The organism is Xenorhabdus thuongxuanensis (genome assembly GCF_001908095.1).
Taxonomy (GTDB): Bacteria; Pseudomonadota; Gammaproteobacteria; order Enterobacterales; family Enterobacteriaceae; genus Xenorhabdus; species Xenorhabdus thuongxuanensis.
Genome location: NZ_MKGR01000002.1, coordinates 185,837 through 206,879, shown reverse-complemented (window position 1 = coordinate 206,879; position 21,043 = coordinate 185,837). Strand labels below are relative to the sequence as shown.

The 21,043-nt window shown below is 46.0% G+C and carries 22 protein-coding genes; 2 read left to right on the top strand and 20 right to left on the bottom strand.

The features are described 5' to 3' along the window. Positions 1-525 precede the first annotated feature (525 nt). The gene (locus tag Xentx_RS02440; protein ID WP_074018684.1) at positions 526-2,367 is read left to right on the top strand and encodes an acyltransferase family protein; all 1,842 of its coding nucleotides are present in this window, start codon (positions 526-528) and stop codon (positions 2,365-2,367) included. A 31-nt stretch (positions 2,368-2,398) separates the two neighbouring features. Here the strand turns inward: Xentx_RS02440 and Xentx_RS18435 are convergent, their stop codons facing one another. The 16 genes from Xentx_RS18435 to Xentx_RS02360 all read right to left on the bottom strand — a co-directional run bounded on the left by Xentx_RS18435 (position 2,399) and on the right by Xentx_RS02360 (position 18,835). Further along, positions 2,399-4,507 carry a phage head-binding domain-containing protein gene (locus tag Xentx_RS18435; protein ID WP_083600850.1) on the bottom strand — a complete coding sequence of 703 codons (2,109 nt, stop codon included), beginning with the start codon at positions 4,505-4,507 and terminating at the stop codon, positions 2,399-2,401. A 110-nt stretch (positions 4,508-4,617) separates the two neighbouring features. Continuing rightward, complete coding sequence (locus Xentx_RS02430; RefSeq protein ID WP_208607526.1) at positions 4,618-6,846, bottom strand: hypothetical protein; 2,229 nt, start codon at positions 6,844-6,846, stop codon at positions 4,618-4,620. After that, positions 6,846-8,102, bottom strand: a complete 1,257-nt coding sequence (locus tag Xentx_RS02425; RefSeq protein ID WP_083600849.1) for a phage DNA ejection protein — start codon at positions 8,100-8,102, stop codon at positions 6,846-6,848. The genes Xentx_RS02430 and Xentx_RS02425 overlap by 1 nt, the downstream gene beginning before the upstream one ends. After that, positions 8,102-8,776: a DNA transfer protein gene (locus Xentx_RS02420; protein ID WP_074018683.1), complete on the bottom strand. Its 675-nt coding sequence runs from the start codon at positions 8,774-8,776 to the stop codon at positions 8,102-8,104. Before Xentx_RS02420 ends, Xentx_RS02425 begins: the two co-directional genes overlap by 1 nt. Next, the gene (locus Xentx_RS02415) at positions 8,769-9,113 is read right to left on the bottom strand and encodes a hypothetical protein (RefSeq protein ID WP_139292414.1); all 345 of its coding nucleotides are present in this window, start codon (positions 9,111-9,113) and stop codon (positions 8,769-8,771) included. Before Xentx_RS02415 ends, Xentx_RS02420 begins: the two co-directional genes overlap by 8 nt. A gap of 35 nt (positions 9,114-9,148) precedes the next feature. After that, a complete protein-coding gene (locus Xentx_RS02410; RefSeq protein ID WP_074018681.1) occupies positions 9,149-9,826 on the bottom strand; it encodes a phage tail protein in 678 nt (225 codons plus the stop codon). Between the two features lie 2 nt (positions 9,827-9,828). Further along, complete coding sequence (locus tag Xentx_RS02405; protein WP_074018679.1) at positions 9,829-11,250, bottom strand: packaged DNA stabilization protein; 1,422 nt, start codon at positions 11,248-11,250, stop codon at positions 9,829-9,831. Between the two features lie 7 nt (positions 11,251-11,257). Next, positions 11,258-11,719 (bottom strand): packaged DNA stabilization gp4 family protein, encoded by a 462-nt coding sequence (locus Xentx_RS02400; RefSeq protein WP_074018677.1) that lies wholly within the window; start codon positions 11,717-11,719, stop codon positions 11,258-11,260. After that, positions 11,700-11,885 (bottom strand): hypothetical protein, encoded by a 186-nt coding sequence (locus Xentx_RS02395; RefSeq protein ID WP_074018676.1) that lies wholly within the window; start codon positions 11,883-11,885, stop codon positions 11,700-11,702. Before Xentx_RS02395 ends, Xentx_RS02400 begins: the two co-directional genes overlap by 20 nt. A 3-nt stretch (positions 11,886-11,888) precedes the next feature. After that, the gene (locus Xentx_RS02390; RefSeq protein WP_208607530.1) at positions 11,889-12,152 is read right to left on the bottom strand and encodes a DUF2829 domain-containing protein; all 264 of its coding nucleotides are present in this window, start codon (positions 12,150-12,152) and stop codon (positions 11,889-11,891) included. 42 nt (positions 12,153-12,194) lie between these two features. Continuing rightward, the gene (locus Xentx_RS02385) at positions 12,195-13,448 is read right to left on the bottom strand and encodes a P22 phage major capsid protein family protein (protein ID WP_074018674.1); all 1,254 of its coding nucleotides are present in this window, start codon (positions 13,446-13,448) and stop codon (positions 12,195-12,197) included. 20 nt (positions 13,449-13,468) lie between these two features. Next, positions 13,469-14,362, bottom strand: coding sequence for a scaffolding protein (locus tag Xentx_RS02380; RefSeq protein ID WP_074018673.1), 894 nt, complete (start codon positions 14,360-14,362; stop codon positions 13,469-13,471). A gap of 88 nt (positions 14,363-14,450) precedes the next feature. Further along, on the bottom strand, positions 14,451-16,658 hold the full coding sequence (locus tag Xentx_RS02375) for a portal protein (RefSeq protein ID WP_074018671.1): 2,208 nt from the start codon (positions 16,656-16,658) through the stop codon (positions 14,451-14,453). A gap of 1 nt (position 16,659) precedes the next feature. After that, a complete protein-coding gene (locus Xentx_RS02370; protein ID WP_074018670.1) occupies positions 16,660-18,096 on the bottom strand; it encodes a phage terminase large subunit family protein in 1,437 nt (478 codons plus the stop codon). Then, positions 18,074-18,556: a DNA-packaging protein gene (locus tag Xentx_RS02365; protein WP_074018669.1), complete on the bottom strand. Its 483-nt coding sequence runs from the start codon at positions 18,554-18,556 to the stop codon at positions 18,074-18,076. Before Xentx_RS02365 ends, Xentx_RS02370 begins: the two co-directional genes overlap by 23 nt. Positions 18,557-18,610: 54 nt before the next feature. After that, positions 18,611-18,835 (bottom strand): DUF2560 family protein, encoded by a 225-nt coding sequence (locus Xentx_RS02360; RefSeq protein ID WP_074018668.1) that lies wholly within the window; start codon positions 18,833-18,835, stop codon positions 18,611-18,613. A gap of 230 nt (positions 18,836-19,065) precedes the next feature. Between Xentx_RS02360 and Xentx_RS02355 the strand changes: the two genes are divergently transcribed. After that, on the top strand, positions 19,066-19,251 hold the full coding sequence (locus Xentx_RS02355) for a hypothetical protein (RefSeq protein WP_074018667.1): 186 nt from the start codon (positions 19,066-19,068) through the stop codon (positions 19,249-19,251). A gap of 22 nt (positions 19,252-19,273) precedes the next feature. Here Xentx_RS02355 and Xentx_RS02350 read toward each other — a convergent pair whose 3' ends face one another. The 4 genes from Xentx_RS02350 to Xentx_RS02335 are packed head-to-tail and all read right to left on the bottom strand — an operon-like array spanning position 19,274 to position 20,850. Continuing rightward, positions 19,274-19,648 (bottom strand): hypothetical protein, encoded by a 375-nt coding sequence (locus tag Xentx_RS02350; protein ID WP_074018666.1) that lies wholly within the window; start codon positions 19,646-19,648, stop codon positions 19,274-19,276. After that, complete coding sequence (locus Xentx_RS18430) at positions 19,645-20,103, bottom strand: lysis protein (RefSeq protein WP_083600848.1); 459 nt, start codon at positions 20,101-20,103, stop codon at positions 19,645-19,647. The genes Xentx_RS02350 and Xentx_RS18430 overlap by 4 nt, the downstream gene beginning before the upstream one ends. Further along, on the bottom strand, positions 20,100-20,534 hold the full coding sequence (locus Xentx_RS02340; RefSeq protein ID WP_074018664.1) for a lysozyme: 435 nt from the start codon (positions 20,532-20,534) through the stop codon (positions 20,100-20,102). Before Xentx_RS02340 ends, Xentx_RS18430 begins: the two co-directional genes overlap by 4 nt. Then, on the bottom strand, positions 20,524-20,850 hold the full coding sequence (locus tag Xentx_RS02335) for a phage holin, lambda family (RefSeq protein ID WP_208607529.1): 327 nt from the start codon (positions 20,848-20,850) through the stop codon (positions 20,524-20,526). Before Xentx_RS02335 ends, Xentx_RS02340 begins: the two co-directional genes overlap by 11 nt. Between the last annotated feature and the right edge of the window lie 193 nt (positions 20,851-21,043).

Here is a 21,043-nt window from a genome sequence, read left to right as displayed (position 1 = left end):
TTTTATACCCCAAATTTGCTTGGGGTAAAATGAGGGTAAAATGGGGGTAAAATGGCCGACAAAAAATGACAAAAGTGCGCTAACTTTAAGATCGATTTTGTTGTTGGTCAAAGGTGTGCGAAACTCCTTTTTTCTTGTTGTTTTTTTCGATAGTCCCTGATTGCGATTTATTAGAAAAAATATTCATTGGTATCTTTTCTATAGACATTGACCAAAGATGAAGTTGAAAACATTCATGACAATATCTTTCGATGCTTGCCTGAAATGAATCTCACCTGCTTTGATGAAACCTATTCGACACTCCACCAAAATTCCACACATAATGTAACCTACCTGCTGATAGCATCGATAAAATATCCGAAGCACAATGATGACAACCTGATAAACTAAGCATTAAAGCAACTTTAAAAATAAAGTTTCTTCGGGATAAGCCTGATGACTTCCCTTTACTCTCTTCACACTGCATATTGGGGTCTTTTTGTGATAGGATCTGGCGATTTTTAACGAGGAATAGCAATAAAAATTATGCAACAAAATACATTCAGGAAAGACATCAATGGACTGAGGGCATTAGCTGTAATGTCTGTTGTGCTTTTCCATTTCAATAGCAGTTATCTTCCGGGCGGGTTTGCTGGCGTTGACGTCTTTTTTGTCATCTCTGGTTTTTTGATGACATCAATCATATTTAGGGGAATAGAAAATAATAATTTTTCTATATTAAAGTTCTTTCAAGCCAGAGCGAGAAGGATAGTTCCTGCGTTAGTTGCAGTCATTGCTATCGTATTGCTGTTGGGTTACTTGTTTTTTGAGCCATTGACATATCAATTGGTTGGAAAGCATGGGTTATCCAGTTTATTATTTGTCTCCAATATAGTATATGCCAATGAGTCAGGCTACTTTGATTCAGATGCATTCAGTAAGTTATTCCTGCATACCTGGTCGCTTTCTGTTGAATGGCAATTTTATATTATATATCCAATAATCTTAGTCGTTCTATCCAAGTTTTTATCAGTCAAGAATATAAAAAGAATCATTTTAGCTCTTACTGTCTTGAGTTTGCTGCTATGTATATACATTTCTACTAAAGATTCAGTAATGTCTTATTTCATGCTCTATACAAGGGCGTGGGAAATGCTCTTTGGTGGTCTTGCTTTCTTATACCCAGTAAGCCTTGAAAGCAGTAAAAAAAGAATAGTGGAAATTTTAGGGATATCTCTCATTATTCTATCTTTCATTATTTTCTCAAATGAGAATTTATGGCCTAGTTATAATGCACTCCTGCCTGTGATTGGCGCTTACCTTTGTATATTATCAAACAACGAAAAAACATTACTGTCTAATACAGTATTTCAAAAAATTGGACTATGGTCATACTCTATCTATCTTGTCCATTGGCCTTTTATTGTCTTCTTCAAAAAAATAAATATTGAAGTTAACTTTGTTATTTATTTGATTTCAATAATCATTATCGCCTTTTTGATATTTAACACTATCGAAAAAAGAAGAAACTACAAATATGGATTATTATCTATTTTCCTGATATCAATGGCATCATCATATATGGTTTCTATGGATGGGTTGGGTTTCAGGGTTGATGACAACTACAAGTTAACAAAAAAAGAATTTCATAGAGAATATTTTGGTGGGAGCGCCATAAGACAGGCAAGTGATATACAATATTTTAACATTGGAGATCGTGAAGAGCCAAGAGCCATAATAACGGGTGATAGCTTTAGTAGACAGTATATGAATAGCTTTAAGAATGAAAAATTCAAAGCTATAGGTATATTTAAAGATGGTTGTTTTATAACTCCAAATTATTACTCTAAATTTGATGATAATGATGATAGGGTATGTATTCTTAGATACAACAACTTAATTAAAGTTATGGAAAACCATCCTAAAACTGATATTATACTGTCCATGTCTTGGGGTGATTATAAACTAACAAACCGAATAAATGGAGATAAATTAAATGGAGATGTTAATAAAACAATAGTCAATGAACTTGCTGAATTGATCAAGATAGGCGGCAATGAAAGACATTACTATATAATAGGGAAGACAAATGGCAGCAAATCATCTTCATTTGAATGTCTGGCTAGAAATAACTTACCAGTAAATAGATTAATGTCTCCATGTCCATCAGAAAGTAACAGAGAAAAGATAAAAATAAACGATGATATTAGACATCTTGAGTCTATGTTTAATAATGTAACGTTCATAGATCCTAATGATATTTTATGCAAGAATGGCAAATGTCTTCTTTTAGATAAAAAGAATCATCCCATATATTCCGATAACAGTCACTTATCAATATATGGCTCTGACATTGTTGTTAAATATATAATAGATAAAATTAATTGAAAATAATGCCCTCCAATGAGGGCATTTATTTTTATGGCGTATATTTTCTTGTTCTCAACACTCCTCTTTCAGAAATTATTTCCCAAAGTTGCCCTGTGATTTGATCAGTTATGACAGGTGATGAATTAGGAGTTAAAAATCTAATATGCCCAGAAACATCACCTCCTGAACTCCCAACAACACCCATTCTAGTATTGTGTGAGTCGCATTTTGCAAATATGCACCCTATTCTTAATTCTCCGCTATTCTTGAAATCATAATAATTAACTCTTAGTGTAAACACTCTAGTCATTAATCTGATTCCAGTGACATTGGTTGACCTTAAATCTTCATTAGTTGAATGTATAACATTACCATTTGCATTTAGTGCTTCCAGCTTCACTTTACCCTTTAGTGATGATATGTAAGATAAAGTTTGCCCTATCAACGTAAAGTTATAAATAGATGATATCATGTCCATTTCTATAGATACCGAATCACCAATAGATACATCTATATTTGTTGATGAAGACTGGTTTCCATCAAACATGTTATTTATGTCTTCAATAAAAGATGTTATGTCACTGCCGTTTTTGATTACTCTAGTTCTAAATCTTGGTCTTAACGAAAAATTGCCAAGAAAATTATCAATACCTCTTACGTATCCCCCTGATGAGCCTCTAGAAGACAAGGCATAACCAGATGATTCAGTAAATATATTTTTGAATGGGAAAGACTCTGAAACAAAGTTATTTGCCCCCGGAAGATCTTCTTTCACAAATTTGCTATACCAAGATTCTCCATCGTTAAGTGTGGCATATAATAGCTCTACGATGTTATTGGTAGATTCCTGAAATACATCGGATGACTTATTCCCTTTTGTAAACTCAAACAATATATCTCCATCACCAGCATTTATATCCCATCCCTTTATTGTAAATTTATTATCATATCCTTCACAATACATGAATCTCCTTGTTGTTACTTTTGTTGACTGTAACTCTGCGAGAACGATGTTACTGGAAACTTCTCCTCCACGAGTGGTTTTCGGGTTGGTTGATGTGCACTTCAGGCTGATTGCGTCCTTAAAGCGTCTCGCCCTAATATCAATCGTGTTACCGTTTACCCATCCAACAAATTGCCCCGGTGAATTTGCATCCATAATCCCCTGCATCACCAGTGAATAGCTAAATCCATCAATATAGAAGTTTAATTTATTGCGGTGAACGTTTTCCCATGACCGATCAGTCATGCCCAGCGTTGGCCGCATCCAGGACCCCCCCAGCATGAGCACCCCGCCGCCGGTCAAATTGGCGTAATCATCCACATTTCCCTGATCCCAGCCGTTATAGTCAATATGCCCATTGCGAATATCTAATCGTCCCGAAATCACATTATCCTGACAGCCCAGCGTACCCTCCGGTGAGCGCCAGCTATAAAATCCCACCATAAAATAATCATCCGGCAGGACAATATTTTTTGATGATTTCAAGTGACCATAGGTCGGCATCATGACATTACGCCTAAACACAATGCCGCAATCTATCAGACTGGTCAGGGTTAAGGTGCCTTCCCATAATAAGGTGATATCTTCAAAAACAATGCGCTCTGAGTATTCGTATTCTTTTCCGCGTGGGATCACCAGCGCATAGCCATGCGCTTTGCACCAGTCAGCCGCTTTCTGAATGTAATGCCCCCCAAGCGGCTGAAAAAAGTCCAGTGATTTGGTTTTCCATTGAGAGTTGATGATATCGCCAACAGTATTATCACCATCCGCCCTAATGATATCGGCACCCCCCGGTGCTCCCAGCTGTTTTCGGAGTTGATCAGGGTCATACTTCAATAGGTTAGGAACGTAGAACTGCTGCACCCCATAGCTATCGTAAACCGCCATAGCGTGCCCCTCAACCGTCACGAACTTACTCATCTGGCCATTGTAAACCGGGTAGCCAGCCTGATTGATGATGATAGGCTGAGGGCACGGGATATGAGCACCGTCTTCCCGCTCCAGATAAACCTGAATCTGGTTTTCAGGCAGGGTCGGATCGGTATTGACCTTACCAATGTAAATCCGGCCGTTAGCGCATGCCTTGAAGGAACGTGCCATCGTGAATAACTGAGACGGCATGCTAACGACGACATTCGGTATTATCTCTGACATTTATATTTTCTCCAGACATACAGCATCCCAGCACGAGATACTGTAGCGATGTTAAAATTTGGACGTAAAAAAGCCGCAATTAAGCGGCATGACATGAGTAATGAAGTAAACTATTCTTCCTGGTTCTGGCTTATCCAGCCAATAATGCCAATACGGGCCAGGGTGCGTTTATCCGTCTCAGGAAGAGAAGCATAGAATGAACGCCATGCTTTTGAGGCTCTCAGCCCGGATTCATCAAATGCTTTTCTGTATTTCCCCTTATCCTTGGGTAGTGGTGAAGTGAGTCCTTTGGTTGCCTGCTGGAATTCGGGCGTTAAAATCAGCCGCTCAGCCGCCGCTGAAGAGCCGGAACCACCTGCTAATCGTGCTCTGGCTGCCAGCTTCTCACCAATCACACCACCGGCAACCGCACCCAGTGGTCCACCCTTAGTGCCTGCCATGGTGCCTATTCTTGCGGCGTACTTCGCCATTAACTCGTGAGGGGCTGTCACCGCATCGAACCGCTGAGTGAAGTCATTCAATCTACCCGTGGTGATTTCGTATGATTTTGCCTTACGAATCGCATTGGCCACCACATAGGTATCCTGCAGTCCCGACATAAATTCACGCGGCATATGTTGCACCAAAGTACGTAAGTTTCCTGATGTACGTAAGTTCTGGTACCAGTCAGCAAATCCGGCGGGATTAAAATCGGCACCGCGCTTGCCCGATGAAAGCATGTCCCTAATCGCTGAGCCTGCCACCTCCTGACGCATTTGTCGTGTGGGCAGGTTGGCCATCAGCTCAGTAAATTGCTTGGCATTTCCTTTGGCGAGAGACGCGACAGCCAGAGCGCTTTTATTGGCGATATCACCCGTGAGATTTTTCCCTCTCAGCTGAACCATTTGCCCTTCCATGTTCTTACGCATTTGCACTAACCGCTGGGCTATTTCAAATTCCCGCCTGACCTCAGCACCGCCCAGAGCAACGCGCTGATCTGCTGATAATTGACGATACAGGTAACTCAGCGCGGCTTCATCCGCATCGCGATATGGTCCTCTATTTTTAAACAGCGCCTGTCCAACCAGTCTTCTTTGCTTATTCAGGTTGGCATAGGTAAGAGTACCATCGACTCCGGGATTGATGGCTTTGAACACATTCTTTTCTACAGTATCAAGATGCTCCCAGCCGCCTAACTCATCCGCCTTTCTTTCAAGCATGGCCCCCGTGTTTTCAGCATTGACTCTCGTTCTCGCAGGCATGGCATTATCAATACGTCGATAAAGATCATCACTTTTTCGCTCAAGCGCAGCCATGCGGCTATCAAATTGCCCAATCACGCGTTGATTAAGGGATAACGCATCAGGCACAGTTGCAACATCATCAATCAACCTCCCCGCACTTTCAGCAAGGCGACTGATTGATTTATCCTCCTGAACCTTAAGTGCAGATCCGGGCCTTGATTTTATCGCTTGCTCAACTGCCTGATATTGCTGATTACCCGATAACGTGGAAGGCAATAAATCGTCAACAACACCCAGCCGTTCTGCGGCTGCTCTGACTTCCTGTACCGGTTGTGGATCAAGCCCTTTTAAGGAAGATGCTAAGTCGGGATTTTTCTGCGATGCCATCTGACGCAGGGTTTCTTCAGGTGTGAGCACGTGTTCGGCTTCGGGTGGTGGGCTGGGTGGATGTCCAGTACTCGAAGCCTCATCAGCGCCTCTAAAGAATTTATTTAGCCCGGTTTTTTCGCCAACCTGATTGACTAATTTCCCCACGTATGGCGAGGCATACTCAGCCACCGGGCCAATAGCGCCGCCGATCGCGGCGCCAGTCAAAAGATCTCCGCCGGTTCCCTTTGCGACCAGTCCGCCTTCTACCGCTCCCGTTAATGAGGCCAGCCCTAATCTCCCCGGCGTGGTAGCAGCCAGATTGACTATTCCGCCACCGGAAACAAACGGCGCAGCCTGACCGACAAACTCCCCTATATCCTGCGCAGTCGAATTCCTGGCTTTCATCTTGCTGTTGATGGCATTTATTGTAGCTTGCTCTTCCTGTGTGGGCTTTTCAGACCAAGGTAAAGCATTTGCTATATCAACCGCGCCTTTTACCGCGCCCATGACAAAATTATCGAACGTGTTGGCTTTCTCGAATATCGTGTCCTGTCTTTCATTCTCTTCCCTGCTGATGCCGAATGGTGGGTAAGCAGAATAGAACTGTTTTTTAGCCGCTTCGACATGATTCCCCGCGTTTGGTGCGACAACGTCATTGAAGTACTGCTCTTGCGCTGCCGCTTGCTGCTGGGGATTAAGCGATTGGTATTCTTGAGATGCCATGACATCCCGCCACGGTTTAGCCATTAGTCACCCCATAAACTTGAGTAGTTATGACTGCCCTTTGTCGATTCGGCTTGGTTACTACTATACAAGGCCGACTCATCCTTATATTTGGAATTCAGTCTGTCTTGAGCTTGCGTTAGGGTGTTTTTAATCTCACTCAGCGATCGCTTGGCCTCTTTTTCTGACATACTTGAACTTAAGCTACCAATCGCAGCCTGCAATTTCGCCCCCTCAGCATTAGACAACGCGCCCATTCCCTTCATTTGGCTCACCATCGACAGGAAGATTTGCGAACCCAGCGTCTCTACCTGAGCCTGCGTATCGGCGGCATCTGTTCCCGGTATCCATCGGCTGCTAAAGGGGTTGATATTAGTGCCAAAATACCCCGTAAATCCCGGACTGTTCATTATCCTGTCAGCAGCATCTATTGATCGTTGAGACGCTTCATAGGCAGCGGCATAATTATCATACCTATCCGCTTTAGCTTCACTGGCTTTCTTTTGTGCCTCTTGCTGCTTCATTAAGAGATCATCGCGCTTAATTTGATTGGTTTCACTGGCCAGCTGGCGGTCAATGGATTTTTGAGCAAACTCAGCCTTCTTTATTTCTCTGTCGAGTCTGGCATTTTCTGCTGAAATATCCTGACCACGGACCTGAATATCTTGCCCTCTGGATTGCAAAACCTCTGACGCTCTGTTGCTTCTCATGGATTCAGCCAATCTACCACGGTCAATCTCTCTTCCCTGTTGCTTGTCCTGAACGCCGTAGTACTCATTAGGAGAAAGTGTCCCCATTCTTACTGCTTCAATCGTTTGGTTCAGTGTCTGAGGGTCATTCATAGCCATCTGCATTATTTCCTGAGGACTTGACCCAATTGAACTGAGCGCGCCAGAATGATGAGTCGCCGCTTGAGCGATAGCCTGTGGATTGCCAGATTGCATAGCCATCCCCAAATCTCTGGCCGCATTACCTAATGCCATTCGGTGATTATCATTCTGAACACCCATCATCTTTTGCAGGTAATCAACCGCCTGAGGATTTTTAGCCATTAATGCATTCATTGCCTGAGGATTGCCCCAAGCCTGGCTGATTTGCTGATTCAGCGACTGCTGCTGCTGTCTCTGGAGTTGCTGGTCTTGCATTTGCTGTTGCATCTGCATGTTCTGCATATTTAACCCTGAAAGCTGAGCCTGACCCAGCCTGTTCTGTGTCTCCATCAGGGCTTCTTTCCTGTAATCAGGAATTAAAGCATTGTAGTAGTTAATAGGTTGTAACATCAGAACATCCCTCCCATCATGTTACCCATGATATTCCCGGCAAAGTTACCGAACTGGTTCATATCTTGGGCAGAAGCGTTATTGATACTATTGAGAGAACTGCCTGCAACCTGCCACGGAAGTGCCCTTCTTCCGGCATTTATCGCCCCTTGCTGCCCATATAAAGCCCCCATCGCATTCGCATTGCCCGCCGAAGCAGCAGACTGAGCACCAGCACCGGACAAGCCAACGTTAGTCAGTCCCATTAATTGGTTATACATGTCCTGCTGCTGTCCTTGCATATTGCCGAGGTAATGCTGAACCAGACCCGGTGTTATGGCCGCTAATGCATTACTATTTGCCGATGATCCAAGGCTGCCAGTGGCCTCTGCTGAGGCTAACTGTTGATACCGAGCCTGATCTGCCATCATCTGATATTCAGGACTTTTCAAATATTCTGCTGTTAATGCATTCCGGTCAATGGGTTTCCCAGCAATACCCTGCAAACCCTCTAAACCAGATAATCCGGCTTTCCTAAATGGCTCAAGCAACTCAAGCTGCTTTTCGTACATCGCCATTTGATTGTCCATTGCCCGGTCATTTGAACGGGCCTGTTCTTTAGCGCCCTTCCGTGCGCCAATGCCGCCCAGCACATTGCCCGCAATGTTACCCACTGCACCAATGGCATTACCCATAATAGTCTCCCGGCTCACGCCACATGATAAAAGAAGTCACTACCCTGCCGTCCGTCAATGGGATCAGTTGCTTTGTGGGTGACGAAAAGCCCATCTTTGCCGCGTAATGACAAACATGCTCTCTATCAACCAGAATGGCTGCCCTGAGCTTATACTTGCCGAACAGCTTTAGAATGGCTGCACCCGCCATTCGGCTGTCTTTGCGTCTGCGTTTGTCCATGGCGATATGGATATCATAAAATCCGTCTTGCTTGACCAGTGCAAATACACAGCAACCCTCCCATAAATAGTATTCAGCACCGGGTTCTACCCATGACGGAACGCCCCACAGCCGCATCAGCTGTGAACCGGTTATTTTGTCTATTTTTGTCATTAGTTAATAAGTCCGTGAGACCTCAATGCGTCCTCATACGCCTTGCACCTTTTGGCGAGCGATGTGACGGCATTCATGAGAGATTGGATAACAGATTGGTCGTAAGTTTCACCCGCGTTCCATGACTGATTAGCATCTATCGTCCCTTTATTTGCCTCGCCAGTCATTGCGGTGAATCCCTTGACCCTTTGACCCACCACATTAAGGCCATTGATTAGGTAGTTGTTTTTAACATCGATGGGGGACGAGATAACCTGAGTTGCCGTTGCTTTCCTGGAGACATAGTCAACTTTTATTTCAGATATCTGACCGTCTATGTCCTGTATCTTTATCTTCAGGCCCTCAACGTCATGCTCGACATTCAGCACCCTGACTTCCAGTTTTGCTAAGTCTTCCTCTGCTTTGGTGATCCTGACTTCGTGGTCTTCCAGCGTTTCTTCGGCCTGAGTGATTCTTTTCCCATGAGCATCAAGGACGATATCCTGCTCGTCATTTTTAGCCTGAGCATCATAAGCCCCGTCTCCGGCCTGATTGGCTTTGTTCGCCACATTGCCTAAATCCGTGCCTTGCTGAACAACATAGAGAAAATAAGGCTGAGAGAAGTTATCGGGAAGAAGCGTGGCATCAATGCGGTTTGCCTGTATTTCGACAGGATTTTTGAGATTATCATCGGCCATATTTACTCCAGTCTAATCTGGCAACCGGTTAGCGTTACCGGTGATTTGGTAATGATACGCACCTTAAAGCCAATGTTTTTGCGTACCCTACCCACACGCCGCCACAAGATGCGTTTGTCATAGAGAAAGGGGGCGTTCTGACTCATCATCTGCTCCCGACCGTAGTTGATACCATCGGTAGTGGCAGACAGGAACAAGCGATCAGCGTATTGCGCAACGCCCGTCGAGGCTTCCAGTTCAAAATCAAATACCCTGGCATTATCCGCTTTGAACATGGGCGTATACAGCAAGTGTTCCTGCTGCTGGCCGTATTGCTCTGAAGAAGAAAAATTAAGCTGTCCGCTCACGCATTCTTTTTTATCCCCCACCGTGATTTGATTGCCCTCAAACATAAAATCAATACCACGGTAGATATCATCATATAACCCGGTCTTTAGGATGCTCCATTGTGGCGCATTCTGACTGGCAGCAGCGTCATAACACAACACATGGCGGGGAAGATGAATAATCAGTAGCTCATGTGCATCAAAGCGAACGGTTTCCATAACACCGACTGCCAGTTCATCAGCCGTGTATTCTCGCAGTATTTTCTCTATGGATGCTGTAGCAATGGAGGCAACTTGTCCTTGCCGGATCACATAAACAGAGGGTAATCCTGTCGCTTGATGGCTGATAATGGAGTGCGAGTCACCGAATACCGTTTTGCAATGTATGCCTGCAATACCCTTTTGTACCATCAGGGAAGGTTGAGCCACATAAATTGCTGCTTGCGCGTCAGTAGCCCCCGTCAGCGAAAAATACTCAATGGTGGAGGAGCCGAAACACACAACAAAATCCCGCCATGTATCAATGCCGATAATACCATCAGGCTGAGACTCAGCACGGTACAACGCGCGGTATCGGTCTGGGTGGGATTCATCTTCCAAATCGGTCACACCGAAAGTATCAGTACCCTCTTTCGCCCAGATGTAACGACCCCGGGATCGGCAAATATCACGCACGGAACCGATATCATATTGTGGGTACCCAGACGAAGCAGGCCAGTTCTCCAGTCGCTTAACCGTGCCATCATAACGATAAAGTGACATGACACCATTAGCAGAAACAGCCTGACTGTGATAGCTGTGCGCCATACTGACACGACCAGAACCGGAAACATTGCCGATAGTATCAGATCCTCTATACAGTTTATTCCCCAGAACGCGATACACTGCCGACTCCTTAGTATTGAACTCAGCACCGCGCGATACGCCTGCTACATCATCATTGCACTGAGTGATACCGGGGAAAGAGCGGAGATAGCCGGATGCACCTAATATTTCCTTCGGTGTGGCCAACATATTAACCGGCAGCAGATCAACATAATCAGCATCATGGTAGTTTTTACCATTCCCTTTCATCAGCGGGAGTTGTTGTATTGGCATCACTCACCTATGTAGTAGGGTTATTTTTTTCGATATAAAAGCGATCCCATGAAAAGGCTTTTCGATTGCCAGACCCTGTCGGCATATCATTGCGCCTTTCCAGTGGTGGAACCGCAGTCAGAGCAATGCAAATGGCCTGATAAGCTGAATCTGCCGCTGTCAGCAACGCATCTGATGGCTGGATCACGTTATCCATGCACATCTGCACAGCCAGCTTTAAAGAAACGCTATCATTAGCCCAGGCGGGTATCCCTGAATCATCATCCGGCATGGGCTGAACGCTATTGGCAGAGTCAGCAAACCGATAGCCTAATTCAATGCCTTTCACCTGCCATTGCGCCATCATGTCCTCTAAGTCTCCGATGGAATCTTCAACAGACTGCGGCTCTGCCTCCGTCAGCGTAGCATCAGAATACAGCCCGGCTTTTCTCAGTGCCTTAAGGACTAAATCACCCTTGGTTTTCGCCATCGTTTACCACCTCATTACGCTTAGGCTTCTCTACGGTTTCGTGTGGGTGTTTTACCCAGCCTTGCTTTAAGCTGCCTTCGATTTCTTCATTAGCAACAACAAGATAATCCAGTGAATAAGGGCCGCAGGTGATCATTGTGCCCTGTTTATACAGCATGGTTTTCATGTATCACCCCAAGATAATCCAATCGTTAGCTAAGAGATCAGTTTGACTAGCAAGCCATCCCACGACTAGCTTGTTATCAGCAGTTTTCATGCAAATTGAATCAACGAAAGCAGGTTCGCCTAGATATTCGCCATAGCCATATTCAAGTCCTCTTTGTAATTCAGTTCCTTTAATTAAATACAGTAACATCCCTTTTCCGTTCCAACCATTACGGGCGATACGCTTACCTTGTTTCAGGGCGTCTAATGCTTCATTAAATGTAATCATTGTAATTTTTCCAAAATCAGAAAGGGGCATAAGCCCCTCAGGTTACTGTCCCGCAATGACCAACCCGACATACTCCGGCACCAGTACGGAGCAACCATACAGCGTGGTGAAGCGGGTGGTGGTGACGCCTTTGATGTGGTCAAAGAAATAAGACATGATCAACGTTGCACCCTGTTCAGTGGTGGCGGTCATGACTTGTGGGCCTTGTCCGGTAGGAAAGGCCAGTTTGCCGTACATCAATTCGACAGAGCCATCAGCCCAGAACAGGTTAGTTGGCGCAGCATTCTTGTTCAGAAGAGTGATTGCCGCCCCGTTTGCCGCATTCGCATTAACGTTGGCATAAGGCTGGCTGGCCACATCAGCATTATCAGGCGGTAAAATCTGCGGAGAAATAGTCGCTGTAGAGCCACTGACAGCGAGAACACGGAAAACCTGTGGCTGATCGGTGGTGTCTTTTGTTATCTGATGCACGGAATACACATCAGCAATGGTGAAAACATCGCCAACCTGCAAGCCTTCACCGGACAATGTGATCTGCCCCTGACGGTTATCAACCGGCATATCATTCATATCTTTTGCCACGACTTTATGCTTGGGAGCGGCTGCCAGTGTTAATGCCGCTGATGTGCCTTTTGGCACACGGCCTGAGATATCGGTCTTATAGCTGTCAAAGCTGGCAACCGGGGGGATCTGGGCTTTTTCATAAGCCGTCAGCGTTGTGCCCTGCGCATAGGCACGCATCCCTAACTCACCTGCCAAGTCTTTATAGTTGAACGGGTTCCAGAAACTGCGGCGGTTAATGCCCTGTGGAACACCAATGGCGGTCATGGTGGCATCAATACCGGCTGCGCAGTTCCATAAATCACGTCCCTGGCCGCCAGACGTGTTATTCGTCATCGCAATCACATTAGTGGCGCGCTGGGTTGCCACCTGAATAAGATCAGAGTCAATTTGTGCCGCGAGACGTTGACCTGCTGCACGACCTGCCTCTGTTTTATGCTCCGGGTCACGCATCTCTCTTGCGTCCAGTGTGTACAGAATGTTTTTAGGTTCTTTGAACACAGACGGAACGAGACGCTGAACTAACGCCGTGGGTTGCTTATCGGAGAGATCAAGTCCTTCTTCTACGTTCATGTGGTAGTGCTGAGGGCGATAAATCACATCACCGGCCCGCTGCATGGCGGTATCGCCGGGGCGGAATTTCTTCGCATTACGGGAGACTACGCCAGCGGCTTCAAAGCCGTCCACGTAGTTTTCAAACATGATTTCTAAGTCTTTTGCTAATTGATTAGCCATATTTCATCTGCTCCGATGGATTATTTCCTGGCTCTTTTGGCGGCGAAGTATTTATCCCAATTGCCGCTTTCGAGTGCGTCTGATTTCAGTTTTTCTAGGTTATTCAGGGCAGCACCATTCCCGCCTTTAACTTCCGGCGTAGTGGCTGCGTTATTTTTGGGTTTTGGCATCATTCTCGCTTTTGATTCAATGGAACCAATCAAGCGACCAATTACCACGGGGTCAGTGGCATTTGCCATTTGCTGGCGCAGTTCTGCATTGCGTCCCAACGCTAAGACGACCATTTCCGGCTTCTCAGCAAAATGCAGGATCATGGCCTGAATCACTTCCGGCACATCATCAATCACTGCCTGTTCAGCTTGTTGATAGCTGGGCACTTTCAGCGATTTCACTCGCGCCTGATAAGTCGCCATTTTCTGCTGATGCGCTTGCTGCAATGCCTGCTGTTGCCGGTCTTGTTCTGCCTTTTGATTAAGATACTGGCTGTTTTTATCGGCCCATTCGGTCATCCTGGTTTGATAAATATCCTCATCCCAATCAATGCCTTCATCAGACAATTGCGGCATACGTGGCGGCTGGATAACTGGCTGTTGCAACTCAGGCTGCTGGGGCGGTTGCTGCTGGCGACGAAACGCTTTCAGCGCTTTATCTTTTTCCCTGATGGTGCTGCGCAGATGTTTAACTAACCCCTGATCCTTTTCTTCATCACTGGACGGCGAACCCAGCTCTTCTTCACCAAAATAAAATACCTGTTCTGAATCAATATCGTTAGCTTCAGCGCTGGTATCGACAGTGTTGTTATCGCCAACGTTGTTACTATCAGTATCATTCAGTACGTCGCCGCCCGGAATTTGCTCAGGCGCGGTGTTATTCAGATCATTTTCTGCTGGTGTGTTTTCTGCCGTATCAAACATAAATACCCCTTAGTTACTCGATATAAGCCCATCGGAAGGCAATAGACTGCCCGGCCTCATCAAGACGACCTGAGCGGGATTAGGTTGGTTATTGGTTAAGTTGTTGCGTAGTGGGTTGCATAGACTGGGCTAAATCCATGCTTTGGGTGTGATTTTGCGCTGTCCCTTTCAGCATCAGTTCAGCATCAGCACGGGCATTGTCTCCTTGCTGTTGCTGGAACTGAGAAAGCAGTTTGAGCGCTTCACGGATATCGGATTTTTGCTGACTATCTGCTGAGGCGAGGATCTTAACCACGTTTGCCGCTGCAACCTGAGCATCTGCCTGAGCCTTGAATGCTTTAACCTGTATCTCAGCCTGTTCATTCATGGCTTTCTGCATTTCTGCCTGTGCCAGCTTATCCTGCGCCATGGCTGCGATCATTGCCGGGTCAGGCTGTGATTGCTGTTGCTGAGCCTGAGCAACCCTTTGTTCTTCTTCGGGGTTTCTTGGCTTCACTACCCCGGACAAAAGAAGCTGCTGACGGTTGTACTCTTTCAGATCGTCCAGACCTTCACCATCCATGTTATCCAGCACAATGGAAGAAAGCAGATCATGCTTTGGCGTTCCCGGAGGCACAAGCGCAAGCATATCAAGCAGACTTTTAACCGTAGAATCCCGTCGATTAGCGAATGACTGACCCACATCCACGGTAACCTCATATTTGCCCTGAGAGAGGTCATTAAGCGCAACAGCCTCACCGGTTTGGCGGTCAATCACTTCACCGCTCATCAGGGCAACATCATCTGTGCCATCTTCATTCACAACCCGCATTGGCGTGTCGCTACCATAGACCTCCCGCGCCATTGAGAGCCAAATCACACCTGCTCGACGCAATGACTTAGCCATATTATCCATATAGATATAGCTCTGCGTATCCATCCGGTTAAAGATGCTATCAACGGTATCGGTGGCAATGTTGCTTGGCATATTCTCAAGCTGACTGGCGCCGGTGATTTGTTGGATAGCGGTGCCGGTGTATTGCAAAAGCCCGGCAAGCGCGGGCGGCATCTGAGTAGGCGGCGTATAACTACTGACTTGCGCCTGTGCAGTAATCTCCCCTGATTTGTTTTTTAAGCTCACCATGGGCAGATAGGCGGGACGCTTTTTATTACGTTCAGCCCAATGACTGGCAAGCGGTCCCGGTATCATATCCACATCAACGACCGGAATACCGTCTCCGCCTGCCTGCGTCGCGTTATCGGCAATCATGGACACCATCAGGTTCTCAAGGCGCTGGGCATCCATGGCTTTGGCGGCATGGCCCTCTATGCGTTCCTGATTATCCACAAACGAACGTCGACCGTAGACAGGCACCAAAGGGATATGCTCACCGGGAATTCTTTTCGGCTCTTCTAACCAGTCAGAACCGGACAACAATCCGCAGTAAACACGGCGTTTCTTAACCTGTCGCTCACCCAGCTTTTCAAAGTCACCCTCTGCCAGCTCATCAATAATGTCCTTGATTTGCTCTGAATCATAAACCGCCGTCGCACCCGTGATGGGATTACGCCATGCGCTAATCTGGGTTTTCTCTATGCGAACCTCGTAATAACGGGCTACATAGATAGCCTCTGGCGTTGACCAGTCATACTGTGTTCCGGTGTCATCCCGGTTAAGGCTGGCCATATTGGATGTAGGATACTCGGCTTTAAATGCCTCTGGCGTCATCGAGAACATTTCCAGCGCCCACATGGCATCACTCCGGTCATACTGCTTGCTGTCCTGATCGAAGAAAACACAAGTGGCCGGGTCGTAGATGGGCACTAAACTGATCCGGCGCTGCTCATTGCTGGGGTCCATCTCGTCTTCATAGTCAGCGCACAGACGAAAGCAACCAAAGCCACCGACGACAGCATCATCGAACGCATTATCACACGCCTCACCACCTGACGTTTCCTGATAATCAGCCCGGAACTTGCCGTTCATTTTTTCTGCTAATGCTTCAGAGGCCTGATTGTCTTTCGGCCTGAATTTCACGCTGATACGGTTCTGTCGGTATTCGCCAATAATGCGATCACATTCACGGGCGATTTTGTTTAATTCAAAGCGGGGATAATGCTCAAAGCGGCCTTCCTCAAATGAATAACCTGCATTGGTACTGCCTTCCCACTGAGCACCTGCAACACGCACAAAGCGCTGAGCCTCAACCACCTGCTCGCGCATACTCTGACTGCCGGCATAGGCTTTATCGAAATTACGCAAGACCTTCTGATGCCAGTCAGCCAATTCATTTGTTGTTTTACCTTCGTTTGCCATATCAACCTACACCACAAGGAATTTTGTAATCAGCGTAATCATGAGCCTTTGGCCTGCCGACTTCGCCATGACGGATAGCATAACGCCGCATCATGTAGGCATATCTGACGGCATCCAGAATGTCGTCCCGAACCTTTACAATCCTGCCTTTTTCATCACGATGATAAAAATTGTATTCTTCGAAGAAGTCACGCAGACCAGAGAAAACTTTCAATTTTCCCCGCCTCATCAGGTCGTATATTTCAAATAATCCCGGCTCGACTGAACGACTGCCATCTTCCCACTGGGCAGGCTCAAGCAACATATCGAAACCCGCTTCTTCATAGTATGATTTCTGCTGTAACCCTGAGCCTTTCTCGGTTTGTAATCCATCGTTAGGCCATGCCGTGGGAACGCCATCAGCCCATGGCTTAACGGCACTGAATGCCTCGGCGGGTGATACCTGCCTAGCTTTGTAAGCTCGGGTGACATAGAACGTTTCATTCTCAGTGTCCCATGCCAATTGCACGTGAGCTTGTGGGTGATCCCAGCCAAAATCCATACCATCAATCACAAACCAGTGTTCAGGGATAGGAAATGGGTCACATTTAATGTAATCCTCGCCTAAATCATAGATTCGACCATGACCCAGCATAGGAATACCTTTAGTTCGCATATCACGCTGATGAGGAGGAAATGAGGCTAACAAGTCCTCTTTAACCTTCTCACTCAAATGCGGCGCATCATCCCAACCCACATTCATACAAGTCTGGGCAACTGAAGGGTTATCCATGAAGCCGATAACTAAATCCGTTCTGCCGTTTTCGGGTGTAAAAGTCAGAATCCCCCTGCCACCCTGACCTTGGTCACCTGTCGCGGTACGGGTTAAAACCTGCGGATAAATCGTCGGGTCTTTTGGCTCTTCATCAATATGAAACCAATCAACACTGTCACCCATGAGGGCATGTTGGCCTTGTGAGTAGGACCAGAATTGAATTTTTGCCACACCACCAGATTTATGCCTGACGTAGGCTGTTCTTATTCCATTGGGCGTGCCTTGCATTGGCTCGGTATCAATAATCAATTCGCCGGGGATCAATCCGCCAGACCAACCAATATCAGTCTTCCTGCCAAGGATAGGGGTTTGGAGCAGATCCCGGCATTTCTCACCCGAGTAACCCAGGCACCAAATCAGCGGAGCATGGTCAAACTGATAGCCTGACCAATCATCAGGGTAATCACCCATGGCGTGAATGGCATCAACGTAAGTCGCTGTATCTGTCTTGCCAACACGGTTAGCCGCAATCAAAGCCACCTGAGAGTATTCAATGCTCAGTGCTATAAACTTTTTTTGCCAAGGGTAACGGGTTTCATAGTAGGATTTGTAACGATAGACTTTTGCTCGGCGTTCTTTCTCTTCAAGGAGCCTGAGAAGCTCAATTTTCTGCTCCCTTGTCATGGTTCAGCTCCTTAATACGCTTATCTATCTCATCGTCGGTTAAATCGGTCACCGTTTGGTTAACCACTTTTTTCTCGGCCAATCCTAAATCTCTAGCGATGATATTAGGGTTAAGGAGATCTGCCGCCGCTCCAGCGAATTTTTGGTCATATATCACCCTGTCAGCTCGCGAAACGACAGCAGATAAATCTTCTCTGACTCGGTATTGACGCCATGTTTCTTCAGTGATATCCAAAAACAAGCAAAGGCCGTTCAATGTCATCGCCCTCATCTTGGGTATCTTCTCTTGAGTCACTACACCTTGAAAGGCAAACGGCTTAACTTCCCATAATGGATTTTGCTCTACCCATTCGAAATATTCACAACATGCGGTCCATAATTGCTCCGGGCTTTCGAATTTAGGCTTGCATCCATGGCTACTTCTCATCTCCCAAAATCGATTTCCTTTTGGTGCTGCCATATCTCCTCCTTAATTCATTATTCAGCCCACTCGATGAATAGGCTGTGTGATGAACTAATTGAATAAGCTCAATGCCTCTTGAGCATTACGGACGGCTTTATCTGCTCTGGCCACAACACCGGATTCGGTTTGCACGAGTGTGTATTGATCTTTGAAGAGTTCAAACTTCAACGTGTTATCACCAATAAACTCTATAGCTTTCTGGGCGGCTGCCGTGTCATTCATCACGAGACGTAAGACATCCAGCCGCATTTGCTGTGACAAGGTAAGTTCTGTCATTTTTGGATTCCTTAAAAAAGAAAAACCACCACGAATGTGATGGTTGGGAGTATTCCTATCAGTACTCAAGAAATGGATGCGGTATAAAAACGCATAATTTCACGGGATAAAAAAGTAAAATATTTTTATTAATCTTTTAATGAACATACTTGAAGACCCAAAAACAATCACCATATAACAATTGTCACTTTATGGTGAAGTGACTCTGTAATCGTTTTAGGAGCATCAATATGTCTAAAAAACCCGGTTCTAATACCGGAAAAGATGGCGGCACTTACCAAGAAGTTGGTCCTCGTGGTGGTAAAAAAGATAATTACTCCACAGTAAAGGATAATGAGAAGCTACCTCCAACAACCAAGCCTGGGCATGAATGGGAACTCATTAATCGAACACCCGATAGCCCTCGTAAAAAATAATTAGTATTTAATTAAGGCTAGATTATGTCGTACTGGCCTTTTCGATTTGTTCCACCATATAGTTATTAACGTGTTCGGCTACCCATCCAGTAACATATGCCAAGGGTTCCTGATTTGCAAAGCTCACTTTGACTCTCACCAAATCCAAAACGTGCCAAGCCACATGCACACATTCATGAGCCAATATTTCAGTACCGTAGCTATCTAAATCTTTAAATGTAAGCGTTATGATATCAATGCCGGACTGGTCATCATTTACTACGCGGACTTGGGCAGCATAGTTATGGTAGAGATAGTCACCACCAAATCTTTCCCTTGCGTCTTCAGCTCTACTGAAAACCAGCACTTTTACTTTGTATAGAGGAACCGTTAATTCCAGAAATGATGTTTCATTCATTTCGTTACTCCGCATTCAGTCTTAACATAATCCTGCAAATACTTAGTTTGTCGTTCGTTCTCCGCCATCATTCGGAGGAGATCGTAATAATCTTGTTTAGCTGGTTCGGTAAGTTGTGGGGTTCCTGCATCGCCCACGCTGCCGGAGGAAGTGGACTCACGCACGGGGCAGGTGGCTTGGATGCGCAGCTTGCGACGACCAGCGGCAATATCAGCCCGAAGAGTGTTGATTTCAGTCTTGGCATTGGCGAGTTCCTGAGTGTGTTTGCTGTCTAGCTCATGCAGCATATCAATGTGCGTGTTTTGGTAGTTGATGGTGTCGGTCAGTTGCTGGATTTCGGTTAGCTGGTCGTTATTGATACCGAGCTGTTTCTTGTAGCCAGAGCGATAGAGGTAAGCGGCACCGGAAGCAACAATCAGCGCAATAACCACACCGTAGGTAACATTGAGCTTCATGACAAAAACATCTGGCGTTCAGATGCCCTGCGCTTAGTCAGACCGTTCATCACCTTACCCACTGCCTTATTCCATCTCTGGAATTCATCGGCTGTACCTTGATAGTCACCCGCATTGAGTTTCTTCAGCAAGGTAGAACGGACAAAGTTACCGGCACCACAATTGAAGATGAACGAGCACAGGGCATCAAACTGACCCTGACTCAGTGATACCTTCACGGCTAATTCAATCGTGATGTAGATAGGCTGAAGGTCATCATGCAGGAATGCTTCGGCTTGCTGTTCGGTGATAACTTGCCCCGGCTTGACGTCTTTTGTGTGACCGTAGCCAATCGTCCACGGAATGCCTCCAGTAGCCGGATCGGGATAAGCTTTCAGTTTCAAGCCTTCATATTGCTTAATGCACTCCAGACCTTTATTGCTAATTTCCATCAGAAGTGCCTCCTGCTTTCTTCTCTGCCGCCTTACGCAGCCACTGACCAATAAAGTCTGTTCCCAGATAACCAATCACCACACTACCGATGTAGGCTAAATCAGGATTCAAACCAAACAGATTTAATACATCACGAATGAACCAGGCGAACATGGCACACATAAAGGCATCGATGGAGACCTTTAACCACCCGCCGCCGTGATAGCGACCGCGAAGAAATGCCATCGTCCCGGCGAGGGTTGCTCCGATGCCTTGCTCTCTTATCGATATGAGCCAGTCACCGAGATGTACCCAGATATCAGGATTTTCTTTCATCTTCATATTCCACCCCATTAGAACAATGGGCGTCCATGGGGGTGAAATAGGTTCGCCCCTGAGAGTTGTAGTGAATAGTGCCCTAAGAATTTAGGGCGGAGATACGCATGGTGCGTAGCTTGTAGCAGGTCTAGCCTGCCTGTTTTCAGGTGTTAAATTGTGGTCCTGCCAATATGAGCGTTTGCGGTCGGCT